We start from the raw sequence: 25,643 nt of genomic DNA on the forward strand, positions 1-25,643 counted from the left end.
CAAAAGACTACTTTAGTAAAACTTGAAATAACCTTTTTCTTAAAACAAAGCTCACTTCCCTTTCCTTTCATGGAGATTATCCATTTTCTTAACGTGCTTGAGGGCGATTGTAATATAATACAGCACAACTCAGGTCGAACTACAGTAATTGATGTCAGCAATGCTTATAATCTGGTGGATACACCAGAAGAAAAAGCAGTAAAAGCCTCGAAAGAAAGAGAGGAACGGCGTACTCGAACTTCTGTCCCATCCGGAAAAACCAACTACTATCAGAAGCTGAGCCCCGATAACCCCGTTGATTATATAAAAGGGTTAGGTGTTAAGCAGATTTGGCGCTTCATCGTGACTCACCCAGATATGGACCATTTGGATGGTATCCGGGATTTGTACCAGGAGTTCTCAATTCCTAATACGTGGGACACAGACAATGATAAATATTGTGACGAGAACGGCTTTGGCGGAGGCTACAACAAGGAAGACTGGAAATTTTATCAAGAAGTACGTCATGGCCGATATTCGGCCACACGTCGCTTATCCCTGCTAGCCAATCACCAAGCCGATTTTTGGAACCAGGATAACGTTAAAATACTGTGTCCAACCGCAGCGTTGGTTAAAGAAGCGAACGACAAGAAGGATTATAATGAGTCTTCTTACGTGCTGCTATTCACCCCTCCTAAAGCAGGGGGAGGGCATTGGAAAATTCTGTTCGCTGGCGACACGCACGATGCAGCTTGGGACTACATTCTTACCACTTATCAGACTGAAGTAAGCAACGTGGATGTCCTCTTTGCCCCGCATCACGGCCGAGATTCTGGGCGGAACTATGATTTTCTAAAAACATTAAAGCCCAGACTTACGCTTTTGGGTAATGCCAGCAGCAAGCACCTAGCGTATACGAGCTATCCTAAAGTTAGAATCACGAACAATCAAGCAGGCTTCGTAGTGCTGAAAGTGACTGACTCAGGCATTGAGGTATATGTTAAACACTATGACTTTGCTCGAGACTTTCGCCACAAACGCGGCTGGAGTGTTCCTGTATTCTACAATACTTTGAACGCTTGGCACCTGATAACTTTCAGGTAGACAGGCCGCCATTTAACAATAAGGCAATGAGAATGTCAGTAAAAGCGAGATGGTCTAGCTAAAACGGACAGGACGAAGTCTACGTTTACTTAATCCGAAGGTGTATTAGGAAGCACTAGCACAAGAACAAAAATTCCCGCTAAGCGTACAGTACCTGCCTTTCATTCTACAGCCGCACCACGGCAAGCAGCCCGGTGACCCCACCCTGGTAGAAAGGCACCACCCCGCCCGGTCCTGCAAGCCCCGCAGCAGCAGGCGTTGGACCGTTGGATACACCCAGTACGCCAGCTCTGTAGACGCCAGGCCTACCCCCGCCCCCGCGACGACGTCCGACAGCCAGTGCTTGCCGTTGATTAGGCGCAGGGCCGCGACGCTGGTGGCCACGGTGTAGCCGCCTACGCGGTACCAGCCGCTGCGCGTCCCGTACTCGCGGTCCAACAGCCAGGCGGCCGAATACGCCGCGCTGGCGTGCTGACTCGGGAACGAGCTGTAATCGCCGCCGCCGTAGGGACGCTCTACCCGCGTCAGGCGCTTGAGGTTGCTGGTGAGCGTATTGTTGATGGTGTAGGTCAGGGCAAACAGCAACGCCTGGTTCACCGTGCTGTGCTCGCCCCGCACGCCGGCCAGGCTGAGCCCCAGGGCCGCGGCGGCCGGCACGTGGCGCAACTGGTCGTCCAGGGTGGTGCGCACGGCCGGCACGTGCTCACCGAGTTCCTCGCGCACCGCCCAATCGGTCTTGAGCTCCAGCGTGTGGTGGGCCGGGCGGCCGACCCCCACCAACAGCCCTGGTACCAGCACGCGCCAGGTGGCCGGCCGCCCGGCCCACTGCGCCGCGCGCCGGAGCGGCGACGGCCGGGGCTCTACCTCCAGGCGCCGGCCCACGGAATCAGGCACAACAGGGGAATGCAGCACCTGCCCCGCGACGGGCGCTGGCGTCAGCAGGCAGACGGCCACGCCGACAGCGGGCCAGCAAAGACGAACAGGGAGCATACAGTGCAGGGGACAACCCCGGAAGATACACAAGGTAGCGGCACCGTTGGCCTATGCTAGGTGCGTTGTGCACCCGGTTCCTGCGTAGCGCATTCCCAAAAACGGCCCCATGCGCCGGGCTAGAAACCGCCGGCTTGGGAGTAGAGGATCCAGGCGCCGACCGCCGCGTAGAGGCCTAGTCGGAGCAGTTTTCGAGTCGGGGTATGATGCGCACACATACCCGCCTAACCATAATGAGAGCGGGCGTAGTTCCCCTGGCGCACAGCAGCAAAGACGCCGTCTGCAACGAGCTGCCGTCGCTGGGGCTGAGCACGAACCCCGCAAAGCCACAGGTCGTTTGGCCGTGGCGGGCCGCTTACTCGTAGCTGCCCTGCCGCGCGGTGCTGCTGGACCGCTACGAGTTTCTGGCGTTCTGCCCCGGTATAAAACGCTGACTCCTACGCCGGACTTCATCGGCCGGCAGGAACGGGATCCAGGATAAGCGCATCATAGTTGCCGACGCTGTCCTGGGCGTAGAGCGTAAGCCGCTCCAGCTGCACTTCCCTTGACAACCCTTGGCCCTGGTCGGTGCGCAGGCTGTCCAAGGAAAGCCGCCGGTGGGCGCCCGGGGCAAGGGTGCCTAATGCGGCCGCAAAGGCATCATTTACTTCCACTTGCGCGTGGTAGTACGTTGCGCGGGTGGGGTTATGGATCCGGATGGCCGTGCTGTCGAAGGCAACCTGCAAGCGGAGGGTCAGGCTATGCGAGCCCAGATTGCCACAGCCGGGCAGCAACAGTGCGGCTGCCAGACCGGCCAGGCCGATGAACCGATTAAAGGGCAGATACGTCTTCATGCCATACGAGCTAAAAATGAGCAGCGCCCCGGCCAGTAAATAAGGAGGGAAACCGGAGGTAGGAGAACACCCGGAAAGGGCGCGAAGCCGCCCGGACAGCGTTAGTAATAGAGGCCATGGCCATGCCAGCCCCGCCGGGCGTTCCATTCTAACGCCGGGGCGGGCAGGTGCACGAGGCTGGCTACGTAGAACACGCGCCGTAGCACCTGGGAGCGTGTGGGCACCCGACGCAGGTCCACGTCCACCGACAGGTAGTACTGGCGGTAGGCGCGCAGTCCGGCCGCCTGGTTGCGGGCCGGGTCGTTGTAGAGCAATTGGTCGGCCCCATAGCCGACTGCCGGCTGGAGCCAGCGTGGCCAGCGGCTGCCGGCCGGCAGCCACGCGCCCACGTCGGCACACACCCAGTAGGTTTGGCCGTTGTAGTCCTTGAGCAAGCGCTCGGGCAGGGTACGCCCCAGCACGTCGGGGCGCTGCGCGGCGTAGGGGCTGCGGTGAAACGATACCTTGGGCATCAGCCGCACCTGGCCCCAGGCCAGCTGCTGGGTCAGCAGGCCCACCGATCCGGCCAGGTTGGCCGCCAGGTCGCCGGGCGAGGCGCCGTAGGCGGGAGAGCGGCCGTCCAGCAGCTCAATCGGGCTTTGCAGCAGAAATCCTACAAAGCTCCCGTACCAGCGGGAGCGGCGCTCGGCCACCCCGGCCCAGCCCAGCAGGTCAACCGCGGCGCGGCTTTCGTGAAACGCGGTCCAGAAGTGGCCGGCTTTGTCTAGCTGCTTCCATTCGGGCCAGTCGTTAAACCAATGCAGCGGAACCCGCTCCCCGGTGTACCAGCTACGCCCCAGCAGGTACAGCCCCGCGGGATAGACCACCGCCACGCTGCCGGCCAGCACCGGCAACCGAGCGGCGTGACGACTGGAGTCGGCCAGACTGGGGACGTCCTCGTTCTTTGATCGGGGCACTTGGGCGGCGGCGGGGGAGGGCTGCAGCAGAGCCGCGCTTAGCCAGGCCGCGCTCAACAAGGGTCCACCTGCGGCCCGCCGCCACCCCGCCCCGCAGGGTAGGCGGCCAGTCAGGTTACAGCAGTACATCCTCCACGGGCTGTACGGGCGCGGGCACCTGCTGCTCGCCCAGCATCTGGCGCAGGTCAATCTCGATGGTGCGGCAGAGCGCCGTCATGGGCACGTCGTTCATGCGATTCTCAAACGGGTCCTCACTGATGTGGCCCACCAATTCCATGGTCACAAACACCCAGGACACCAGCACCGAGAACGGAATCGTCATCCAGTACTGCCCGTGGCCCAGCTTCTCGAACTCGGCCAGCAAGCCTAGGGGCAGCAGGGCAATAAAGAGCCAGACGAACGCAGCGCTGGAAAAGGCATACTGCCGGGGAAACGGTGTGTTTTTGATGCGCTCGCAGCCACCCTGCAGATTGGTGAGCTCCCGCAGGTCTTCGGTAAGGGTGCGCTGCTGCAACTCGGTGTAGAGACCGGCTGCCTGGCGCAAGTCATGGGTCTGCCGCAGTAACAACTGGGCCGGCCGATTGGCTACTGCCCGCAAGTACACGGACTCGTCCGGGCCCAGGAAAGGGGCCACCTCCGCCTCCCACCGCTCAGGCTGGCGGCGCAGGTGCAGGCGCAGGGCATTCACCCAGGCCAGGTGCCGGTAGATCAGCCGCTGCTGTGCGGCCACTTGCGCCGGCGTCAGGGCCGGCCCCAATGGGTCGGTATTGCCCAGTACCAGCATCGCCCAGCTGCGGCTGCGGTTCACGATACCGCCCCACAGCTGGCGGGCCTCGGAAAACCGATTATAGGAGCTGCTGTTCTTGAAGCCCACGTAAAAGGAGACGGCCACGCCGAGGATGCTGATGAGCTGCCAGGGAATGTCCAGCCAGCGTACCTGCAGCGGCCCGTGCAATACGGCCAGCAGGGTATCGTAGCCAAGAAAAATCAGCACGTCTTTCCAGGAATAGGCCCAGATAACACGCCAGTGAATGTGCTTACGGATATACATGCGGTAACAGCGGGGTAAAACAACGAAGGATCATCAGGCCGTGAGCAAGCCACTGGCCGGAGAACTGGACGGCCCGCCGCCTCAGAGCAGTCCGGCCAGCAGGTTGATGGCCAGCGCCACGATGCTGGTATTGAAAGCAAAGGCCAACAGGCCGTGCAGCATCACCAGCCGCCGCAGACGGGCCGAGGACACGGCCACGTCGGCGGTCTGGGCGGTCATGCCCACGATGCAGGCGAAGTAGGCAAAGTCCCAGTACGAGGTGGGGGGCTCCCCGGGAAACTCCAGTCCCCCCAGCGTATCCGGTGGGTCGGTCGCGAGGTTTTCGCTGAAGTAGGCGTGGGCGTAGCGCAGAGCAAACACGGTGTGCACCAGCAGCCAGGCCCCGACCACTGCCCCGGCGGACAACCCCACATGGTAGCTCACTTCGGGCCCGCGCATGGAAGCCAGCCCCGAAAGCAGCACCACCACGGCCAGCAGCGCGGCACTGCTGCCGGCCAGCACGGCCACGAAGGTCCAGGTCCGGCCGGGATCCTGCCGGGTGGCGACGCGCCGGATATGGGCCGCGTCGGCCCGGTACATGGCGGCCCACAGCAAACTCAGAATGCCGGAGCAAAACACGTCCCAGGCGGCCACCAGGCGCGTGGCCGCCTGCAAGGAAAACGGCAGCAGCAGCAGCCAGCTCAGGCCGCCCAGGCCGGCGGCTACGAGCAGGCGCTGCCGGGCCGAGAGGTGACGCAGATGGGCCAGCAGGTGCCGGGGGGAAAGCAGGCGTAAAACAGGCATAGGTCCGAGTAAACAATGGCCACTTGGTATGTTAGGGATGCCTCCGCCCAGGGCTGGCAGCCAGCGGGCTTAGCAAGCGGGCTATTTCTCGTAGACGGAAATCCTGCCCGTAACGCAATTGCAGCTGTGCCAAACGGGTGAGGCTCGTTTGGTACACGCGCCATGCGGCCGCCAGTTGAGCGGCAGAATCTGCCTTGGAAGCAGGAAGTGCCGCGCAAGCGTGCGCCAAATCGCGGCGTAGCAATGCGGTGGCGCGGGCAAACGGCGTGGCCGGATCCAGGCGGTGATTGGTGTGAAGATGATGCTGGCGGGAAACAATGGCTTCCAATTCGGGGAGCAGATGCTCCTGGCCGGGGCGCACCCGCCGGGCCAGGGCCCGCAGGGAATCGGAAGCGCTCCGCTCTACCGTCAGGTTGGCCAGATCCAGGCCGGCGTGGGTGTATTCCAGCGCCAGGTGGGCAAAGTCATGGTCGGCCCGGCCGTTCAGCGAGAGGCCGTCCAGGCTCTCCTGCAACCGCTGCAGAATGCCGGTGGCGGTGGCGTGCTCCACGGGCGCGTCTACGTGGCCCGAGTCGGCCGGGGCCACGGCCGGGCGCGCGGGTTCCGCGTGCTGCTCGTTGCGGGGGTGACCGCAAAAGCCCAGCAGCAGGGCCCCGGCCCCCAGCAACAGGATGCGTACCCGGCGCAAAGGTGCTAAGAAAGCAGGCATGGCAAGAGGGGGCTAATAGTTGATGTGCACGCCGTAGCTCTCGTCCCGGAGTACGTCTTTCCACTGAGCAATCAGGCGCTGGTAGGCCCGGCCCACGGGCCGTATCTTGCGGTCCAGGTCGTAGAGGCCCAGCGGGTTAACGCGGCCGTTGTTTTCGCGCAGGGCCGTGTCCCAGTCCACTTGGTCGAGCAGCGAGTACCAGGTGAAGCCCACCAGGGGAATGCCGTCCTGCTTGAGGCGGTAGGCGTTGGCCCACTGCCGCCAGAGCCAGTTCACGGCGTCGGGTTCCCACAAATTGGTTTCGGTGTGCATCAGCGGCATGCGGTAGCGGTCGTAGTACTGCTTGGCAATGACGTAGTAGCCGAACACGTCCCCGGCCGGGTAGGTGCTGCCGTCCTCGCGCACCATACGCTCGTTGGTGCGGTAGTAGTCCGTACCCATGATGCACTTGGCCTTGATGTTCTGGTCGTCAAACCAGTGGTACTCGGCATCCGTCATGCCGTTTTTGAGCAGGAACTCGTACATGGCCACGCTCACGGGGTAGCCGTAGGTTAAATCGAGGCTCAGGAAGCGCTTCTGATTGAGAAAGTTGGCCAGGGGCCGCGCGGCGGGCGTTTCGGGGTGGAAGTACTCGGCCGACTCGCTTTGAATGAAGGTGGCTCCCGGCTGCACGGCCAGGATGGCCTGCATGGCCAGCACATTGGCCCGGCACACGTGCTTGAGGGCCGTCACAAAGGCCTGGTCGCTGGCCAGGCACTCGTTCCACCAGCCGTACTGGGCCGAAAACATGGTGGTGACGAAGATTTCGTTGATGGGCGTGTAGAACTGCAGGTCCGGGAACCGGGCGGCAAAGGCCCCGGCGTAGGCGGCGAAGTGCTCCGGGAAGGCCGGGTTCTGGAAGTTGCCCAGCCAGTCGGGCAGCCCGAAATGCAGCAAGTCCACCAGGGGCGTGATGCCCAACTCGCGCAGGGCGCCGAAGGTCTCGTCGGTAAAGGCCCAGTCATACTGGCTGGGGCCGGTATGCACCCGGTAGTAGGGCGGGCCGTAGCGCAGGAACTCAATGCCCATTTCCTTGACCAGGGCGAAGTCTTCGCGCCAGCGCTCGTAATGGCCGGTTTTCTCCAGCTCGTCCACCCGCTGCCTCGTGCCGTCCGGCAGTTTGATAGTGGGGTAGCTGTTTTCGATGCCGGTGGCAAACATGAAGGCGCTCATGGGCTTGGGGATAAGTTTAAGCGGAAATGGAAAAGTGTGTGCGGGGAGGCGGTTACAAGATGCTGAGCCGGCCGCCGTCCACGACCAGGGTGGTGCCGTTGATGTAGTGGGCATCGGCCGAGGCCAGGTAGCAGATGGCGCCGGCAATGTCTGCGGGGTGGCCAACCTCGCCCTCTACCTTCTCCTTGCCGCTTTTCACGTTCGGGTTGTTCCACAGCATGGGCGTGTCCACGGCTCCGGGGGCCACGCAGTTGGTGCGCACGCGGGCAGCCGGATACTCCTGGCTCATGCCCCGGGTGAAGGCCTCCAGCGCGCCTTTGCTGGCCGCGTAGGGAATCACGTTGGCCGTGGTTTCCTGCGCATGCACGGAGCTGATGTTGACGATGGCTCCGCCCCGCATGTGGGGCAGGCACAGTTTGCTGAGCAGAAAAACTGCCCGCAGATTGACAGCCATGACCAGGTCCCACTCTTCGACCGCCAACTCGGTAATCGGCTTAAATGTCATCATGGCCGCGTTGTTGACCAGCACATCCACCCGGCCGTAGGCGGCTACTACGGTGCCCATGGCCGCTTCTATCTCGGCCACCAGGCCCAAATCAACCCGGATGGCCCGGGCCTGACCGCCGCCTTTTTCAATCAGGTCCACGGTCTGCTGGGCCGTGGTTTCGTCGCGGTCCAGGACGACGACGGTGCCGCCTTCAGCGGCCAGCTGCTGGCAGGCCGCCCGGCCGATGCCGGAGCCGCCGCCGGTGACGAGGCATATTTTGTCGGTGAAGCGCATCGCGTTGTTGGGTCGGGTTGTTTGGGTTGAAGCTACCTGAGGGTGGTGCGCACGATGTTGCTGTGCCCCTCGTAAACATCCTGCTGATTGAAGTGCTGCACGTGGTACTCCAGGGTGGTGCCGGCCGGAAAGGATTCCGTATCGATAAAGGGAGAGCGGGCATTCGTAGCCACTTGCTGCCAGGCGTCTCCCTCTGTTCCTACCCGGCGGTAGACGTGCACCTTTTCCAGCATTTCTTTGGAAAAGGCAATGTGCCGGCCGGCCGGCACCAGGGTGAGTTCGATGAGAAGCTTGTGCGAATCCATAGTAGGTCAGAAAATGTGGCCGGCTACACGAGCATGCCCAGAAGTAGAAAGACCAGAAAACCCAGGAAAAATGCGGAGGTTAGCCAGGGCGACTCCGGCTCCTCGTGGGCCTCGGTCAGCAGCTCTTCCGTTACCAGGAACAGCAGCGCGGCCAGGCCGAAGGAGAGCACCAGTTCCATGACGTTGTCGGAGGCGCCCTGCAGCACAGTGATACCGACCCCGGCCCCGACGACCAGCAGCCCCGACAAAGCAGCCACGACGCCCACGGTCCGGGCTTTGGGCTGCCCTTCCTGCTGCAACTCCACGGCCGTAGCCAGCCCCAGCGACAGCACCTCAATGGTCAGGGCAATGGCCAGCAATAGGCCTTCCTCGGCCCCGGCCGCAAAGCCGATGCCCAAGAGCAGCCCGTCGATGAGGATGTCGATGGCCACGCCCGTGAGCAGGCCCATGGGCAGCGGCGCCCGGCGCTGGTCCGCGGCTTTTTCGGTTTGCGAGGCCCACATGGTGCCTGGGGCGAAGTAGGGAAGTGGCGTGGCTTTCTCCTTTTCCGCCGCTTTGCGGGTCCAGGAGCGCAAGGCCAGCATCAGCCCTACCCCGCCCCGAAGCCCAGGCCAACCTCCAGCGGACGGTGACGGGCCACGATGTCGGGCAGCAGCTCGACGGCCACCACGGAAAACACCACCCCGGCGGCGAAGTGCAAAATGGCGCTGCGAATGGCCGCGCCCGGCGGGCGCAGCACGGCCACAACGGCCCCCACGACCATGATGGCGGCGGGCACCAGGGAATACAGCAGCACCTGACTCCAGGAAGGGGGCGCGTCCGGCGTAACAGCCAGCAGAAAGGCGAGTAGCATACGGGGTTACATATTGAGGGCCCCGATGCCGGCCGCGTTCAGGCAGGCTTCCTTGAAGGCTTCGGCGTAGGTGGGGTGGGCATGCGACATCAGGCCCACGTCTTCGGCCGCGCCCCGGAAGTGCATGATGCCCACGGCCTCGGCAATGATGTCGGCAATGCGGGCCCCGATCATGTGCACGCCCAGAATCTCGTCGGTCTGCGCGTCGGTGAGCACCTTCACCAACCCTTCGGTGTCAGCCCCGGCCAGCGCCCGGCCGGAGGCGGAATACGGAAAGGAACCCACCTTATAGGCTTTGCCCTGCTCCTTGAGCTGCTCCTCGGTGTAGCCCACACCAGCTACTTCGGGCCAGGTATAGACCACACCCGGGATAAGCAGGTAGTTCACCTCCGGGGCCTGGCCGGCAATGAGCTCAGCCACGTACACGCCTTCATCGGAAGCCTTATGGGCCAGCATGGCCCCGCGCACCACGTCGCCGATGGCCCAGATGCCCGGCACCGTCGTCTGCAGGTCCTCGTTGACTTTCACGCGGCCCTTCTCATCCAGCTCCACGCCGGCCGCGGCCAGGTTCAGCCCGTCGGTGTAGGGCCGGCGGCCCACTGATACCAGGCAGTAGTCGCCTTCCAGCTGCAGCTCGGCCGATGGCCCGCCCTGGGCCGTGAGCTTCACCGTGTCGCCGGTCCGCTCCACGGCCGTCACCTTGTGCGAGAGGTAGAACTCCAGACCCTGCTTCTTGAGGGAGCGTAGCAGCTCCTTGCCCAGGGTGCGGTCCATGGTAGGGATGATGGCGTCAGTGTATTCCACGACGGACACCTTGCTACCCAGCCGCGCATACACTGAGCCCAGCTCCAGGCCGATAACCCCGCCGCCCACAATAATCAGGTGCTGGGGCAGCTCGCGCAGGGCCAGCGCCTCGGTGCTGGTGATGACACGCTCCTTATCCAGGGTGATGAAGGGCAGGGTGCTGGGCTTGGAGCCGGTGGCAATGATGATGTTTTTGGCCGTGAGCAGCTGCTTTTCCCCACTGCCCCCGTCGCTGGGCTCTACCAGCACGGTGGTGGCATCCACGAACGAGGCTACGCCGTGGAGTACGTCCACCTTGTTTTTCTTCATGAGGAAGACCACCCCGTCGCACACTTTCTTCACCACCTGGTCCTTGCGCTCCATCATGCGGGGCAGGTCGGCACGCAGGTTATCGGCATCAATGCCGTGCTCCGTGAACTGGTGAGTGGCTTTCTGGTAGAGCTCGGTGGATTCGAGTACCGCCTTGCTGGGGATGCAGCCCACGTTGAGGCAGGTGCCGCCCAGGGTGGGGTACTTTTCGATGATGGCCGTTTTCAGGCCCAGCTGCCCGCAGCGTACGGCCGCGATATAGCCGCCGGGGCCGGAGCCGATAATGAGAACGTCGTAGGAGGTCATGAGAGAAACGAAGAAGCTAGTCAGGTTAGAGGTGGGTTTCGTGCCGGGCAACGTCGCCGCGCTCCACTTGAATGGTCGCGTGCTGGATGGAATGCTTGCCCGTGACGTACGCCTGGGCGCGGGTCAGTACTTCCTCGTGCCCGGCGGCCTCGGCCAGCACGACGTGGGCACTCAGGGCATTGACGCCGGAGGTCAGCACCCAGGCGTGCAGGTCGTGTACGGCCGCCACGCCCGGCACTTGCAGCAGGCCCTGGCGCAGCTCCTCCAGGTTGATATCGGCCGGGGTACCTTCCAGCAGCACGTTCACCGACTCCTTGAGCAGGGCCCAGGTGCGGGGCAGGATGAACAGGCCAATGCCGGCCGAGAGCAGCGGGTCGGCGTAGTACCAGCCGGTGGTGAGCATAATGATACCGGCGGCAATTACCCCGATAGACGTCAGCATGTCGCTGAGCACTTCGAAGTACGCTCCCTTCATGTTCAGACTCTCGTCTTTGCCCTGCCGCAGCAAGTACATGCCGGCCAGGTTAACCGCCAGTCCGAGACCTGCGATCCATAGCATCTGCCCACTTTCCACCTGGGGCGGGTTCCGAAAGCGCAGATAGGCCTCATAGAGAATATAAATCGAAATCAGAATCAGCACCACCGCGTTGGTCAGCGCCGCCAGGATCTCAAAGCGGTAGTAGCCGTAGGTGCGCTGCGGCGTCGCCGGTTTCTCCCCGAAGCGGATGGCCAGCAGGGCCAGCCCCACGCCGGCCACGTCGGTGAGCATGTGGCCCGCGTCGGCCAGCAGGGCCAGACTGCCGGTCCAGAACCCGCCCACTACTTCCGCCAGCAGGTAGGTCAGCGTTAGAAAGAAGACAATGGTCAGTTGCCGCTTGTTGCGGCTGGCGGCGCTGCCGCTCATACCGTGGGACCCGCTCATGTCGTTTGGTCGTTAGGGTGGTGCGGGCCCTGGCGCAGCGCCCGGGGCATGGGCTCAACCACTGACAGGGTATGCTGCGCTTGTGGGGCAGCGAGAGAAGCAGGCGACGGGTTACCGGTACCCGGCGTGGAATAGTCCATGCGCTGAATGCGCACGGCATTTAAAATAGCCAGCAGGGCCACGCCCACGTCGGCAAACACGGCCTCCCACATGGTCGCCAAGCCGCCCGCGCCCAGCACCAGCACGATGCCTTTTACCACGAAAGCCAGCCAGATATTCTGCCACACCACGCGGTGAGTGGCGCGGGCAATGCGCCGGGCGGTGGCAATCTTGCTGGGGTGGTCGGTTTGGATAACCACGTCGGCGGTTTCAATGGTCGCATCCGAGCCCAGCCCGCCCATGGCAATGCCCACGTCGGCCAGGGCCACCACCGGAGCATCGTTTACCCCGTCGCCCACGAAGGCCAGCTTCCGCCCTTCGGTTTTGTACTGCTGCACGTAGCGGGCCTTGTCCTCGGGCAGCAGGCCGCCGTGGGCCTCGTCGATGCCCAGCTCCCGGGCGACGCGCTGCACGATGCTGTCCTTGTCGCCCGAGAGCATGACCAGCTTGCTGATGCCGTCGGCGCGCAGCTCCTGCACGGCGCGGGCCGCGTCCTCTTTCGGGGCGTCGGCCACAGTCAGGTAGCCCGCGTACTGCCCGTCCACGGCCCCCACCACGATGCTGTCCACCACCTGGTCTACTTCGGCCGGGTAGGCCACGTTAAACTTGCGCAGCAACTTGGTGTTGCCGGCCAGCACGTCGCGCCCGTCCACCCGGCCCCGTAGGCCGTGGCCGGCTATTTCCTCCACGTTCTCTACTGCCACGCCGGCGGTAGCCGCGCCGACGTGGGCCACGACGGCTTTGGCAATCGGGTGCGTCGATTTGGTTTCCAGCGCCCCGAGCAGCCGCAGCAGCTGGGCTTTCTCCAGTCCCACCGCCTGCACCTGCTGCACGGCAAACACCCCCTCCGTGAGGGTGCCGGTTTTGTCCATCACCACCGTATCCAATTCGCGCATGGCATCCAGGAAGTTGGAGCCTTTGAACAGGATGCCCGCTTTGGAGGCCGCGCCGATGCCGCCGAAGTAACCCAGCGGAATGCTGATGACCAGCGCGCAGGGGCAGGAAATGACCAGGAACACCAGGGCCCGGTACAACCAGTCCCGGAAGACATAGTCCTCTACCACGAAGGAGGGCACCAGCACCAGCAGCACGGCCAGCGCCACTACGATGGGGGTGTAGATTTTGGCGAACTTGGTGATGAACTGCTGGGTTTTAGCCTTGCGGCCCACCGCGTCCTGCACCATGGCCAGGATCTTGGCCAGCTTCGTGTCCTGGTAGCCTGCCGTGACGGCTACCTGAATCAGGCTTTCCAGGTTGACCATGCCGGCCAGCACCGGCTCCCCCGTTTGTTTGGTCTGGGGCACGGATTCCCCCGTCAGGGCCGCCGTATTGAAGGAAGCCGGTCCCTTGGTCAGCGTCCCATCCAGGGCTACCTTCTCGCCGGGCTTCACTTCAATGGTATCGCCTACCTGTACCTGTTTGGGATCCAGCACCAGGGACTGCCCGCCTCGCAGCACCGTGACTTCCGTGGCCTGGATTTCCAGCAGGGCCTTGATGCTGCGCTTGGCCCGGTTCACGGCCGCGTCCTGGAATAATTCGCCGACTGTGTAGAACAGCATCACGGCCACCCCTTCCGGGTACTCGCCGATGGCAAACGCCCCCAGCGTGGCGATGCTCATGAGCAGAAACTCGTTGAATACGTTACCCGACGGAATGCTTTGCACGGCGGAGCGGATGACTTTCCAGCCCACCAGCAGGAAGGCCACCCCGTACCAGAGCAGGCGCACGTAGCCGGTAAAAAAGCCCACCGTATAGTAGTCGAGCGCAATGCCGGCCAGCAGCAGGGCCAGGCTCACCCCGGGCCAGAGGTAGGGGTTGTCCCCGGCCGGACCGTGGTCGTGGTCGTCGCCGTCCCCGTGGGAGTGGCCGGCGTGCTCGTCGGCCGGTTGGCCGGCCAGGTCCACGACCTGTTTGCCGGGGGGATGGTGGTGGCCCGTGTGGTCGTGGGTGGCGTGGTCGTGGCCGGGCACGTCGTGGCCCTCGGGCGCGGCGGCGGCCTCAGGCGTGAGCTGGTCCCGGCTCAGGGCGCCCACGTTGTCGAGCTGCACCTGCTTGGCGGTGTTGAGCTCTTCGTCGGTATTGGAAGGGGTTGGATCAGGCATAGGAAAGATGCATCAGGTGAAAAATGAAGACAGCAGCCAGCCGGCCGCTACCAGTCCACGAAAAAGCCGGCCAGGCCTACCAGCACGAGCACGGCCCCGGTCAGGCGACGCTCGTGGTGCGCCAGCCCGTCCAGGTTCAGGCGACCCAGCCCCCGGTGAGCCAGCGCGACCAGCGCGCACATGGCCGAGACCGAAGCCAGCAGGTACACCCCCATGAGCAGGGCCAGCGCCGCCGGGCCGTGGGTGCCGGCGGCCAGAAAAAACGTTTGAATTTCCAGGCAGGGCGCCAGAAACATGGTCGCCGCCAGCCCCAGTACCACCCGGCCGCGGGGCCGGGTCGGGGCCGGGTCCGGGTGGGCGTGTCCCGGCCCCGACAAGGCGTACAGCACGCCAATGAGCACGAGCAGGGCCGGGGCCGCCCCGCGGGCCAGGTGGGAGAACTGCGCCGACAAGCGCCAGCCCAGCAGCCCCAGCCCCAGGCCCAGCAGCACCGTGCTCAGCACGTGGGCCAGGCCGGCTACCAGCGTCACGCCCACGGCCCGGCGCAGGGGCCAGCGCTCGGCGCGCGCCACGGCCAGCACCGGCGCCCAGTGGTTGGGAATCGCGGCGTGCAGCAGGCTTAAGAGCAGGCAACCGGTGAGCAGATGGAACATGGGCAGGGCGAAGAGCCGCGACAGGAACGCGGCCGGATTAGGGGAGAAAATGCGCGGCTATTCTTCTTCTTCCGCGTTTTTGAGCTTGGCCAGCAGCGAGTACGCGCCCTCCACCACGACCTGCGCCGCCGCAGTGCCTTGCGGCAGACGGACTTCGGTGTAGCCGTTTTCGCTTACCCCCGCCGTCACGGGCACCATGCGGTAGTGCGTTTCCTGGTTTTTTCCTGCCGGACCTTCGGCCACGAACACGTAGCTCTTTCCCCCAAACTGCACCAGGGCCTTGTCGGGCAGGGAGGGCAACGTGGCCGAGTTGGTTTCGATAGTGGCCCGCACGTAGGTGCCGGGCAGGCGGCTGGCGTCTTCCCGGCTCAGGTGGGCGTACACGCGCACCGTGCGGTCCTCGCTCACGGCGCGGCCAATCACATACACCTTCGCCCGGTGCTCGGCCCCGGCCGAATCATTGGCCAGGGTGTAGCGCACGGTCTGGCCCACGCGCACCTGCGGCACGTCCTTCTCGAACACAGTGAGCACCACGTCCAGGTGGGCCGGGTCCACGATTTCAAACAGCACGTCGGTCGAGGTCACGCTTTGCCCGGCGCTGGCATTCACGGTTTTCAGGAAGCCGCCGCGCGGGGCCCGCACCGGGGCCGTCGTGGTAATCTTGCCGCCCACCGGCAGGCCCGCCAGGCGCAGGCGGGCGGCTTGCGCCGCCACCTGGGTCTGCATGGCTCGGTATTCGGCACGGGCCCTCTGGAAATTTTTCTGCGGGGCTACTTCCTGGCGGTAGAGCTCCTGCTGGCGCTCGTACTCGGCGCGGGCAAACTCCAGCTGGCTGCTGGTTTCCAGGTAATCCTGCTGGAGCTGCACAAACTCGGGGTTGCGCACCGTCGCCAGCACCTGCCCGGCCTGCACGCGGCTGCCCTGTAGCAGGGTCGTCCGCTCCACGATGCCCCCGAGCAGGGCGCTGACGGCCACCGCGTTTTCCGGGGGCGCGTCGAGCGTGCCGTTGACTTTGAGCGTGCCGCTGAGCACCCGGTCTTCCACCCGGCCCAGCCGGATGCCGGCCGCCCGCTGCTCGGCAGCCGACAGGGTGGTTTCGGTAGCGTTTTCTTCGGCGGCGGCTTCGCCGCCCGCGGCCGATGTTTCCGTGGTGGCCCCGGCCGCTTCCGGTGCCGCCGTATCCGTTTTCTCCTGACCGCAACCGGCCAGCGTCAGGCCCAGCAGGGCCAGCAATGCGTATTTTGTCATGAAAGGGGGAGGCAAGAAAAGTCAGGGATGATTACTGGGGGGTGCTGCCCAGCAGGTAGTCCAGCTCGATGACGGTCTGGTTGTGTTCCAGCAGCACGTCCAGGTAGGTGGTGCGCAGGGTCAGGGCCCGCTCCAGGTTGAGCAGGTATTCGGCGTAGCCGGTTTCACCGGCCTTGAAGGCCCGCGTGCTCAGGCGCACGATGACGTCGGCCTGGGGCAGGGCCGTCTGCTGGTAGAAAGCCAGGCGCTGCTGCTGCTCGGCGTGCCGGGCCACTAGCTCGTCCAGCCGGCCCGAGAGCTCGGCCCGCAGGCGCTGGTAGCCGGCGTCGGCCACCTGCTCCTGCAGGCGGGCGGCCTGCACCCGACCCTTCTGCGGCCCGCGCAGGAGGGGAATGCCCACCGAAGCCTGCACGCCCTGGAAGCGGTCCGACCCGGCGTAGTACCGCTCCGCGCCGCCCACGCCGCCCATGGTCTGGGGGCCAATCAGCGACTGGTTGAAGTAGCCCAGCGTCACGTTGGGTAGTCCCAGGGCCTGCTCGGTGCGGGTGGCCGCCTGGCGCTGGGCGATGAGTTGGCGCTGCACTTGCAGCTCCGGGTTCTGGGTCAGGCGCGCCGTGTCACCGGTGGCGGGCAGCACCACGGGTTCCAGCGGGCGAAGCAGGCTGTCGGCCACGCCCACCGCCTGGCTTTGTTGCAGCAGGGCTTGCAGCTGGCGCTGGGCCACCTGGTAGCCGGTGCGGGCCTGGGCAATCAGGGCGCGGGTTTCGCCTTGCTGCACCAGGGCGGTGGCCGGCTCCAGGCGGGCTACTTCCCCGGTTTTAAAGCGCAGCTGGGCGGCCCGCAAAAACTCGCTGTAGAGGCTGTCCTGCCCGCGCAGCACCTGCACCCGGTGGCGGGCGTACACGGCCTGCTCATAATTCAGGCGCACCTGCCGCCGCAGCTCGGCCTGCACCTGGGCCAGCGTGAGCTGCTGCCCGCCGACCTGCGCCTCCAGCAATTGGCGCTGGCTGCGGTACACCCGCGGCAGCGAAAAGCTCTGGCTGACGTTGAATTGGTTGTCCTTGCGGTAGGAATTGTACTGCCCGTAGGTAACGCCCACGGTGGTGCGGCCCACGTCGGTAGCGGTGCGCCGCAGGGCCTGCTGGGCCTCCAAACTGCGCTGGGCAGCCGTTACCGTGGTGTTGGCCTGCAAGGCCTGGGTCACGGCCTGCTGGGCCGTGAAGGGCGTGCCACCGGCCGTCAGCTGCACTTGCTGGGCCCGGCCGGTGCCGGGCACCAGCAGTGTCAGCAACAGCACGGCTGCGCCGCCGGCCAGCAGGGGTGCCGACCGGGTGCCGTGGTGGGTTGGATCCTCGGGCTGCTGGTCCGGCCCGGCTGCCGGGGTGCGTTCCGACAGGGCGTAGAGCACCGGCAGCACCAGCAGCGTCAGCAGCGTGGCCGTGACCAGCCCGCCGATGACGACCGTGGCCAGGGGGCGCTGCACCTCGGCCCCGGCCGAGGTGCTCAGGGCCATCGGCAAAAAGCCCAGCGAGGCCACCGTAGCCGTCATCAGCACCGGCCGCAGGCGTACCTGTGTGCCTTCCAGAATTCGCTCGTGCAGGTTGGCCCAGCCCTCGTCCTTGAGCTGGTTGAAATAGCCGATGAGCACGATGCCGTTGAGCACGGCCACGCCGAACAGGGCAATAAAGCCCACGCCCGCTGAGATGCTGAACGGCATGCCCCGCAGCCACAGAGCCGCCACCCCGCCAATGGCCGATAAGGGGATGGCCGTGAAAATCAGCACGGACTGCTTCAGGGAGCCGAAGGTGAAGAAGAGCAGCACAAAAATCAGGGTCAGGGCCACCGGCACGGCCACGCTCAGGCGCTGCGAGGCCTCGCGCAGGTTCTCGAACTGCCCGCCGTAGGTGGCGTAGTAGCCGGGAGCAAACTTCAGGCGCTGGTCCACTTTGCCTTGCAGCTCCTCCACTACGCTTTCCACGTCGCGGCCCCGCACGTTGAAGGCCACCGTAATGCGGCGCTTGGCGTCGTCGCGCTGCACCTGGTTCGGACCCTCCTGCAGGGCCACGGTGGCCACCTGCTCCAGCGGCACCTGCTCGCCCCGCGGGGTGGCAATGAAGAGCTGGCGCACGGCGTTGATGTCCTGGCGCAGGTCCGGGCGCAGGCGCAGCACCAAATCAAAGCGGCGCTCCTGCTCAAATATCTGCCCGGCGGCCTGGCCGGCAAAGGCAGTCTGCACCGTGCGGTTCACGTCCTCGACGTTCAGACCGAACTGGGCCAGCTTGTTGCGGTCCAGCTGGACCACAATCTGGGGCAGGCCCGTCACCTGCTCCACGTACACATCTTCGGCTCCCTGCACCTGCCGCACCTGGGCCGCGGCCCGCTGGGCGTAGTCGGCCAGCTGCTGCAGGTCTTCGCCGTAGATTTTCATCACCACGTCCTGCTTGGCCCCGCTGATGAGCTCGTTGAAGCGCATCTGAATGGGCTGCTGGAACCCGAAGGTGACGCCCGGAATTACGCTCAGGGCGTGGGCCATTTTCTCGGCCAGCTCCTCGCGGGACTTGGCCGAAGTCCACTTGCTCTGGTCCTTTTCCAGAATTACCATCACGTCCCCAGCTTCCACCGGCATGGGGTCGGTGGGAATTTCGGCCGCGCCAATCTTGGCCACCACTTCCTTGACCTCCGGAAACTGCTGTTTCAGGATGGCCCCGGCCTGCTGGCTTTTTTCGATGGTGTAGCTTAGCGACGAGCCCGTGAGCACGCGCATCTCAATGGCGAAGTCGCCTTCCGAAAGCTGGGGGATAAACTCCCCGCCCAGAGTGCGGAACACGAGCAAGGCCCCGACGAACAGCCCCACGGCCGAAGCCAGCACCAGGGCTTTGCGGCGCAGACCCCATTCCAGCAGGGGCCGGTAGCGGGCCTCCAGCCAGCTCATCATGCGGTCCGAGAAGTTGCGCTTGTGCTCCGTGTTGCGGCTCAACCCCAGTGCCGCCATCATGGGCACGTAGGTGAGCGAGAGAATGAAAGCGCCGATAATGGCGAAGGCCACCGTCTCGGCCATGGGCTTAAACATCTTGCCCTCAATGCCGGCCAGGGCCAGCAGGGGCAGGTACACGATGAGGATGATGATTTCCCCGAACGCGGCTGAGGCGCGGATTTTGGAGGCTGCCTCGTAGGTGGCCTCGTTCATCTGGTCCTGGGTTAGCTTGCCGTGGGCCCCGTCGGGGTGGGCGGCAATTCCCGAGTGGGTGTGCAGGCGGTGCACGATGGCCTCCACGATAATCACCGCCCCATCCACTACCAGTCCGAAATCAATAGCCCCGAGCGAGAGCAGGTTACCCGACACGCCGAACACGCGCATCAGGCTGATGGCAAAGAGCATGGCCAGCGGAATCACCGAGGCCACCACCAGCCCCGCGCGCAGGTTGCCTAGGAACAGCACCAGCACAAAAATCACGATGAGCGCTCCCTCAATCAGGTTTTTGGTTACCGTATGAATGGCCCGGCCCACCAGTTCCGAGCGGTCCAGGTACACGTCCACGGTCACGCCTTCCGGCAGGGACTTGCGCACGGTTTCCATGCGCTCCTTGACGGCCTTGATAACCTCGTTGGCGTTGGCGCCTTTGAGCATGAGCACGATGCCGCCGGTGACCTCGCCCTCCGCGTTACGGGTCATGGCCCCGTAGCGCACGGCCGAGCCCAGGCGCACCTCGGCCACGTCGCGCACCAGCACCGGCAAGCCGGTGCTGGTAGAGCGCACCACGATGTTGCCGATGTCCTGGGCGTTTTGGGCCAGGCCCTCGGTGCGGATGAAGTAGGCCGTCGGGTTTTGATCCAGGTAGGCTCCGCCCGTGTTCTGGTTGTTGCGGCTGACGGCCTGGTACACCTGGTCCACGGTCACGTTCAGGGAACGGAGCCGCTCCGGGTCCAGGGCCACCTCGTACTGCTTGAGCTGGCCCCCGAAAGAGCTGACGTCGGCCACGCCGGGCGTGCCCAGCAGCTGGCGGCGCACAATCCAGTCCTGAATCGTGCGCAGCTCCCGCGCCGTGTATTTTTTCTCGTAGCCGGGCTTGGCCCGTACCAGGTACTGGTAGATTTCGCCCAGGCCGGTGCTGACCGGGGCTAGTTCCGGCCGGCCCACGCCGGCCGGAATCTGGCTTTCGGCCTCGCGCAGGCGCTCGGCCACCTGCTGGCGGGCCCAGTAGATGTCGATGCCGTCTTCCAGGACGATGGTCACGACCGAGAGGCCGAAGCGGGAAAAGGAGCGTACTTCTTCGCGCCCCGGAATCGTGGCCACGCTCTGCTCGATGGGAAAGGACACCAGCCGCTCGATGTCGCCGGCCGATAGCGAGGGTGCCACCGTGTAGACCACAACCTGGTTGTTGGTAATGTCGGGCACCGCGTCAATGGGCAGCCGACTTAGCGAGTAGCTGCCCCAGGCAATCAAAGCCAGGGTCAGCAGCCCGATGATGAGCTTGTTGTGAATGGAAAAGTGAATGAGCCGGTCGAACATACTGGCTGAGGGGTAAGACTAGAAATCCTGAGAAAAGGGCGGTCGGAGCCCGCGGGGCTCGACGACGGCAGGGTTCGACAGCGCACAGCAAGGTGCGTATGCGCCGACGGGACCGGGCACGGCAGCGTGCCCGGTCCCGCGGACGGAACCGAAAAAACAGGAAACTAGGCTTGCGGAGGCTGCCAGACGGCAAAGGCCCGCGGCTGCGGGGCCGGGCTCGTCAACGGAGCAAACGGCCGGGCAGCATCGCCTACCGGGTGGGTGGCCGGAAGAACCACGGCCGTAGCGGCAGGCAAGGAGGTACCAGCGCAGCAGTGGCACTGGCACAGGGGAGTACACCAATCCTGCTGGTGATGCGCGGCGGCATTGGTCTGCGCCGTAATGCGGGCACGCGCCGGCTCCGGCGGGTTCACCGCCCCGTCAGCACAGGGCAGACAGGCCAGCAACAGCAGGTAGAGCGCAAAAAAGACCGCGAAAAAACGCATAGCAGAAAGGGGCAAACGCTGCAAACATACGTACTCGTCGCCAAATAGATTCCTCTACCAGGTAATTAACAGGCGTAGCAGATCAGCATGATGGGTTTAGGTTGGGGAAATAGACCTGAAAAACACGGCATGAGGCTGGCTTCGACCCTAATCGCTGGTTATAAAATAAGCTGAAGCAACCAGTTTTTCGCCGGGCACACCACTAGGCTAAAATCTTCGTAACCGGCAGTATACAGGTGTTGAGTTCGCTGAGCGAACTGACGTCAGGGGCAGCGGCAGCAAACAGAATGCATTCAGTGTTAATTTCTCTGACCCCAGCAGCTGTCCACGCAAAATCACGCATTATTCCCGCGTCCTAACGCCGAAAACTTACCCCCAGAAAGTACGTTGTTTCTGTGTCTTTCGTCAGCGGGTAGTTCAGGCCCACATCCAACTGCACGTTATCCGTCACCCGCCAGATGGGCCCGCCGTTGAGCGTCGCGGCCCAGCCTCTTTCCCGCCAGTCCCAGGCCCCGGCCACTTCTACAAACCCACCCAGCGTTTTGTACAGGTCGTGGCCCACGGTCAGGGTCGGGGCCAGTTCCAGGCAGTGACGCGCCGTGGCTTCGTCGCGCACCCAGGTAGCTTGCAACTGGCTGCCCAGGCTCCAATCGTGGGGTAATTGGCAGGCAAACGGTGCCACCACGCCGCCTTCCCAATTGTGGTTGCCAGTGCGCCGACCCGTCGGCAGCTTTACGAAGGGCATCAGCGCCAGCGCCGTGCGGCCCCCGTCGTTACCCCACAGGTTGCGCTTCACCCGCAGCGTCAGGTCCCCAAAGCCGGCCCGTGCCCCCGGATGCTCGCCCCGCTCCGTCTGCGCCGTGTACGATTCCACCACCAGCTGCACATCCATCGTGCGCGTCAAACCTAGTTTCAGATTGGCATGGTTCAGCCCCAGCTCCTGGTGCGTGTCCTGCTTGCCAAACCGCTGCCGCCCCAGCCGCAGCACGTCGGTTTCCACCTGAAAATGCCCCGCGTCCACCAAGTAGGCGCTTTCCGTCGCGTCGGGCCGGTCCGTACTCATTGGCCGCAGCCGGGCCCGGGGCACCGGCCGCAAGAGCGAGTACTGGGGGGGCGACGATTCAAGGAATCCGGCGCGACCCCTTGGCTCTGCGCTGACAAGGCTACAGGCAGTGAACAGAATACCAGGCAGTAGAAGGAGAGCATACGTGTATTTTAGACAAACCTAAATATTTTTTTAGGCAAGCTTACATACTCGCTTATCTACGAACTGGTTTTTTATATCAGTTTGTGATAGCCGATTGCCACCTAGTTAAGGGAGGCTTATCTTGGAGCAACTCGGTGCGTTTTATTCAGTTCTATTGCTCTTCACTGACGTGCAATGGCCCATTCAGCATGATATCAGTACTTTCTCTGCTTAACAAGCTGTTGCATGCCCGTAGAATTTCTCAGTGACGAGCAAGCCGCCCGCTACAGATGCTACTACGTGGCTCCTGGCCCTGAGCAAATAGCCCGCTTCTTTTACCTGAGGTTCGCTGATTTGGCGTTCGTGGCCCAGCGGCGCCGGCCATGTAATCGGCTGGGCTGCGTGGTGCAACTCTGTACTCTTCGGTTTCTGGTTACCTTTCCACCCGACCCACTCGATTTGCCAACGGTTGTCGTGGACACCCTACCCGCGCAGTTGGGTGCTGCACCGCCCGAAATAGAAGAACATCGCAAACGTATAAGTACTAGGGACGATCAGCAGGCCAAACTGCTGGTGTAACTCGGTTACATACTCATTGAAGCGAAGCAGGCATTTCGCCCTACCCACTGGCTGTATGCGCAGGTGACAACCAGCCCGGTACGTCACAGCATTTTATTTAATTTGGCTACTGCTCACCTAGTAACGCCCCGCGTGGTACAGCCGGGCGCTACGATGCTGGCCCGCTTGACTGTCCTGGTACGGGAGTGTACTAGCCGCACGGTGTATCGGCAACTTGCTGCCCGGCTTTTAACGCTGCAGTGCGCCGCACTGGAAGATGTATTGATTCTGTTGCCTGGAGAGCGATTTACGCCGATGCAAGTCCTCCGTACGCCTCCTACCCGCGTGTCGGCTCCAGCCCTGGCAGGAGCCTTTTGGCGGCTGGAACAATTGCGGGCCGTAGGCGTGGGAGACATTTTGGTACGTGACTTACCGGAAGATCGAGTGACACGCATGGTGCGCCACGCGCAGGTATCATGGGCTCAGAGAGTAAGCCGGATGCTCGAGGACCGGTGTTTGGCGACATTGCTTGTGTTTATGCACGCCTTGGAACGGACGGCAACGGACGATATTCTCGACTTACTAGATGGACTTGTGAGCACGCTGGCGCTACGCGCTGAAAACAAGCTCCGAAGTGAACTGCTCCGCTGCCTGGGAGGTCTGGACAAAGCAGCTTTCATGTTACACCACTAGTGCGAATGGTCGTGAATGAACTGATGGTGGCTTGGTGGGCGCTCGCTTTGGTCAGCAGCAGCCTGCCCAATAGCTTCCCAGTTATCAATAAAACTCCCCGTAGCCGAAAGGGTAATAGCGCAACAGATTTTTTTCACGGTTAAAGCAGTTAGTAGGCTAAAATACAGCGTAGCAGACTAATTTATAAGACCGGGCTAAAGGGAACAAGGCGAAAAACGACAGGTAGATAACAAAAACAAGCTGTCAGCAGATGCTGACAGCTTGAATTAGAACCAGGCATTCCTGGTATGGGTGCTGCAATACGTGTGGGATCAGATGTCGGAGCAGGCGTTTGCTTCAGGGACGAACTGGGCCTCAAGTTATCATGGAAGCCAACTATTTTTGGGCTTCAATCACGTTATTTTTTTACTTCCTGGCCGTTGGCGTCGAAGAGGAGGTCCATCTTCTTGCCGCTTTTCAGCACCTCGGCCTCGTAGGTGGTAGCCCCCGTACTGGCCGACACGATTTTGGCGGCTTCCGTGACTTTATAGCTTTTGTAAGAGCTGGCTAGCTTGGCCCGCACGGCAGCTGGCAGCTGCGACGGCGCCATTTCCGATTCAGTTTCCAGCAGCTCACCGCTGGCACTCAGCAAGGCCGACATTTCCACGTTGCCCTGCTCAAAGCCGGCTTCGTACTTGTCACCTTCCTTTTCCCATTTCACTTCTTTGACCTGGGGGAACTTCTGCTTAAACGCCGCAACGACTGCCGCGGGAACCTGGGTCGCCTTCAGCTGCTGCGCCTGGGCGGGGGCGGCCAGCGCCAGAGCGAAGGCGGCCAACACAAGATAGTGTTTCATGGGGAGGTTTTGAAAGATCTATGGCCAAAACTACCCCCTGATTCTGTCGATATTCTGGAATCCGACGCTGTCCGTAAAAATTATAACACCATCACCAAGGTCGCCCCCGTGGCCCCATTGGCGTAGCTGGGCAGCAGCACGGCGTGGTGGCCAAACCGGCTGGTTGGGCCGATGACGCGGCGAGTGGCGCGCTGCAGCAGCGGGTACACCCGGTACACTATTTCCGTGGACAGCATGCCTACCCCGGCCCCGGCCACCACGTCGGAGAGCCAGTGGTTATCCTTGGCCACGCGCAGCCCGGCCACGCCCGTGGCCACAGTGTAGCCGCCCACCCGGTACCAGATGCTCTGGGCACCGTACTCTTTGTCCAGAAACCGGGCCGCCGAAAACGCCGCGCTGGTGTGCTGGCTCGGAAACGACTCGAAGCTGTTGCCCTGGGGGCGCTCCACGCGGGTGATGCGCTTAAGGTTGCTGGTAATCGTGTTATTAAGCGTGTAGGTGAGAGCAAATAACACGGCCTGGTTGAGCGAGTTATGCTCGCCCTTCACCCCCAGCAAACTCAGGCCCAGCGTGGTGTAGGCGGGCGCGTGGCGAAGCTGGTCGTCGAGGTTGGTACGCACCCAGCGCAGGTGTTCCCGGCTTTCCTCCCGCACCGCTTCATCGGAATTGATTACCTCGACATGCTCTGTCGTGAGGGCCCCGGCTGCTATTAAAGCCGCCGGCACTACCAGCCCCCGCAGTACGACCCAGGTAGCGGGCCGGACCCGCTGCACCATTACGGAAGAGGTAGCGTGGGCACTATCGGGCACCAGCAAGCCCGGCGTTAATGCCGTTTGCTGAGCCTGCGCCGCCCCCACTGACCAAGCCAGCACACCTCCACTTATAAGGGGAAAAGCTGTTTTTCTCATAACCTAACGGGGGGAGCTGGAAACCTTAACAGGTTGGCTGAGCCGGTGCCCATCGGCCAGGAAGCGGAAGCGCATCGCGGGGCCACCGGGCGCGGCGAGCAGCAAGTTGTAGTGGAAGCCGGCCGGCGTTTCAACCAAGTGCATCGCCCGGCGCTGGTAGGAGCGGTAGTAGCGCTGCAGCGAATCCTGCAACCCGGGCGGTATGTCTTCCCCAAGCATCGCCAGCTGAGTTTCCTGCACCTGGCCGGCCGCGGTCAACCATACGTCTACGGGGATGGTCTTCCAGATAAAAGAGGCGTGTAGCCGGTTTGAGTCCGGGTGCCAGCGCAGCTGCTCCAGGTGCGTGCCGAATTTCTGGCGCAAAGCGTTTTGCGCTGCTGCTGGCACCGTGATAGGCTGGCCACTGCCC

Annotated in this window: 22 protein-coding genes and 1 pseudogene; 2 read left to right on the forward strand and 21 right to left on the reverse strand. The window is 63.3% G+C overall.

Annotation, left to right across the window (positions count from 1 at the left end; all coding sequences use genetic code 11):
- Window positions 1–69 precede the first annotated feature (69 nt).
- Window positions 70–1,083, forward strand: a complete 1,014-nt coding sequence (locus tag N008_RS20810; RefSeq protein ID WP_052381927.1) for a ComEC/Rec2 family competence protein — start codon at window positions 70–72, stop codon at window positions 1,081–1,083.
- Between the two features lie 105 nt (window positions 1,084–1,188).
- On the opposite strand, the gene N008_RS22090 is transcribed toward N008_RS20810, so the two are convergent.
- The 18 genes and pseudogenes from N008_RS22090 to N008_RS20905 form a co-directional block, all read right to left on the reverse strand.
- Complete coding sequence (locus N008_RS22090; protein WP_139926219.1) at window positions 1,189–1,977, reverse strand: phosphatase PAP2 family protein; 789 nt, start codon at window positions 1,975–1,977, stop codon at window positions 1,189–1,191.
- Window positions 1,978–2,522: 545 nt separating this feature from the next.
- Window positions 2,523–2,906 (reverse strand): hypothetical protein, encoded by a 384-nt coding sequence (locus N008_RS20820; RefSeq protein ID WP_044019257.1) that lies wholly within the window; start codon window positions 2,904–2,906, stop codon window positions 2,523–2,525.
- A gap of 101 nt (window positions 2,907–3,007) precedes the next feature.
- Window positions 3,008–3,862, reverse strand: a complete 855-nt coding sequence (locus tag N008_RS20825; RefSeq protein ID WP_044019319.1) for a DUF2279 domain-containing protein — start codon at window positions 3,860–3,862, stop codon at window positions 3,008–3,010.
- Window positions 3,863–3,977: 115 nt separating this feature from the next.
- Window positions 3,978–4,913, reverse strand: a complete 936-nt coding sequence (locus tag N008_RS20830; RefSeq protein ID WP_044019258.1) for a bestrophin family protein — start codon at window positions 4,911–4,913, stop codon at window positions 3,978–3,980.
- Between the two features lie 81 nt (window positions 4,914–4,994).
- Window positions 4,995–5,696: a DUF1345 domain-containing protein gene (locus tag N008_RS20835; RefSeq protein ID WP_052381929.1), complete on the reverse strand. Its 702-nt coding sequence runs from the start codon at window positions 5,694–5,696 to the stop codon at window positions 4,995–4,997.
- A gap of 31 nt (window positions 5,697–5,727) precedes the next feature.
- A complete protein-coding gene (locus N008_RS20840; RefSeq protein ID WP_135436990.1) occupies window positions 5,728–6,405 on the reverse strand; it encodes a hypothetical protein in 678 nt (225 codons plus the stop codon).
- A gap of 12 nt (window positions 6,406–6,417) precedes the next feature.
- Complete coding sequence (locus N008_RS20845; protein WP_044019260.1) at window positions 6,418–7,617, reverse strand: family 1 glycosylhydrolase; 1,200 nt, start codon at window positions 7,615–7,617, stop codon at window positions 6,418–6,420.
- A gap of 52 nt (window positions 7,618–7,669) precedes the next feature.
- Window positions 7,670–8,398 carry an SDR family NAD(P)-dependent oxidoreductase gene (locus N008_RS20850; RefSeq protein WP_044019261.1) on the reverse strand — a complete coding sequence of 243 codons (729 nt, stop codon included), beginning with the start codon at window positions 8,396–8,398 and terminating at the stop codon, window positions 7,670–7,672.
- A 32-nt stretch (window positions 8,399–8,430) separates the two neighbouring features.
- On the reverse strand, window positions 8,431–8,703 hold the full coding sequence (locus tag N008_RS20855) for a hypothetical protein (protein WP_044019263.1): 273 nt from the start codon (window positions 8,701–8,703) through the stop codon (window positions 8,431–8,433).
- Window positions 8,704–8,726: 23 nt separating this feature from the next.
- Window positions 8,727–9,466, reverse strand: a pseudogene (locus tag N008_RS22095) (ZIP family metal transporter).
- Between the two features lie 96 nt (window positions 9,467–9,562).
- Window positions 9,563–10,975: a dihydrolipoyl dehydrogenase gene (gene lpdA, locus N008_RS20870; RefSeq protein WP_044019265.1), complete on the reverse strand. Its 1,413-nt coding sequence runs from the start codon at window positions 10,973–10,975 to the stop codon at window positions 9,563–9,565.
- 25 nt (window positions 10,976–11,000) lie between these two features.
- Window positions 11,001–11,897: a cation diffusion facilitator family transporter gene (locus N008_RS20875; RefSeq protein ID WP_044019267.1), complete on the reverse strand. Its 897-nt coding sequence runs from the start codon at window positions 11,895–11,897 to the stop codon at window positions 11,001–11,003.
- Window positions 11,894–14,158, reverse strand: a complete 2,265-nt coding sequence (locus N008_RS20880) for a heavy metal translocating P-type ATPase (RefSeq protein WP_081910975.1) — start codon at window positions 14,156–14,158, stop codon at window positions 11,894–11,896. The genes N008_RS20875 and N008_RS20880 overlap by 4 nt, the downstream gene beginning before the upstream one ends.
- Before the next feature lie 47 nt (window positions 14,159–14,205).
- Window positions 14,206–14,811: a hypothetical protein gene (locus tag N008_RS20885; protein WP_044019269.1), complete on the reverse strand. Its 606-nt coding sequence runs from the start codon at window positions 14,809–14,811 to the stop codon at window positions 14,206–14,208.
- A gap of 57 nt (window positions 14,812–14,868) precedes the next feature.
- Window positions 14,869–16,059 carry an efflux RND transporter periplasmic adaptor subunit gene (locus tag N008_RS20890; protein WP_044019271.1) on the reverse strand — a complete coding sequence of 397 codons (1,191 nt, stop codon included), beginning with the start codon at window positions 16,057–16,059 and terminating at the stop codon, window positions 14,869–14,871.
- Between the two features lie 31 nt (window positions 16,060–16,090).
- On the reverse strand, window positions 16,091–20,569 hold the full coding sequence (locus tag N008_RS20895) for a CusA/CzcA family heavy metal efflux RND transporter (RefSeq protein ID WP_044019272.1): 4,479 nt from the start codon (window positions 20,567–20,569) through the stop codon (window positions 16,091–16,093).
- A 164-nt stretch (window positions 20,570–20,733) separates the two neighbouring features.
- Window positions 20,734–21,054 carry a DUF6660 family protein gene (locus N008_RS24325; RefSeq protein WP_044019273.1) on the reverse strand — a complete coding sequence of 107 codons (321 nt, stop codon included), beginning with the start codon at window positions 21,052–21,054 and terminating at the stop codon, window positions 20,734–20,736.
- Window positions 21,055–21,409: 355 nt separating this feature from the next.
- Window positions 21,410–22,117, reverse strand: coding sequence for a transporter (locus N008_RS20905; RefSeq protein ID WP_156109489.1), 708 nt, complete (start codon window positions 22,115–22,117; stop codon window positions 21,410–21,412).
- Between the two features lie 369 nt (window positions 22,118–22,486).
- Here N008_RS20905 and N008_RS24330 point away from each other — a divergent pair, with 369 nt between their 5' ends.
- Window positions 22,487–22,819 carry a DUF4158 domain-containing protein gene (locus N008_RS24330; RefSeq protein ID WP_044019274.1) on the forward strand — a complete coding sequence of 111 codons (333 nt, stop codon included), beginning with the start codon at window positions 22,487–22,489 and terminating at the stop codon, window positions 22,817–22,819.
- 1,069 nt (window positions 22,820–23,888) lie between these two features.
- On the opposite strand, the gene N008_RS20920 is transcribed toward N008_RS24330, so the two are convergent.
- From N008_RS20920 to N008_RS20930, 3 genes are all read right to left on the reverse strand, one after another.
- On the reverse strand, window positions 23,889–24,326 hold the full coding sequence (locus tag N008_RS20920; protein ID WP_044019278.1) for a PepSY-like domain-containing protein: 438 nt from the start codon (window positions 24,324–24,326) through the stop codon (window positions 23,889–23,891).
- An 80-nt stretch (window positions 24,327–24,406) separates the two neighbouring features.
- A complete protein-coding gene (locus tag N008_RS20925) occupies window positions 24,407–25,198 on the reverse strand; it encodes a phosphatase PAP2 family protein (protein ID WP_180754657.1) in 792 nt (263 codons plus the stop codon).
- Between the two features lie 39 nt (window positions 25,199–25,237).
- The gene (locus tag N008_RS20930; protein ID WP_156109490.1) at window positions 25,238–25,597 is read right to left on the reverse strand and encodes a hypothetical protein; all 360 of its coding nucleotides are present in this window, start codon (window positions 25,595–25,597) and stop codon (window positions 25,238–25,240) included.
- Between the last annotated feature and the right edge of the window lie 46 nt (window positions 25,598–25,643).

This window comes from Hymenobacter sp. APR13 (genome assembly GCF_000737515.1).
In the GTDB taxonomy this organism is placed as follows: Bacteria; Bacteroidota; Bacteroidia; order Cytophagales; family Hymenobacteraceae; genus Hymenobacter.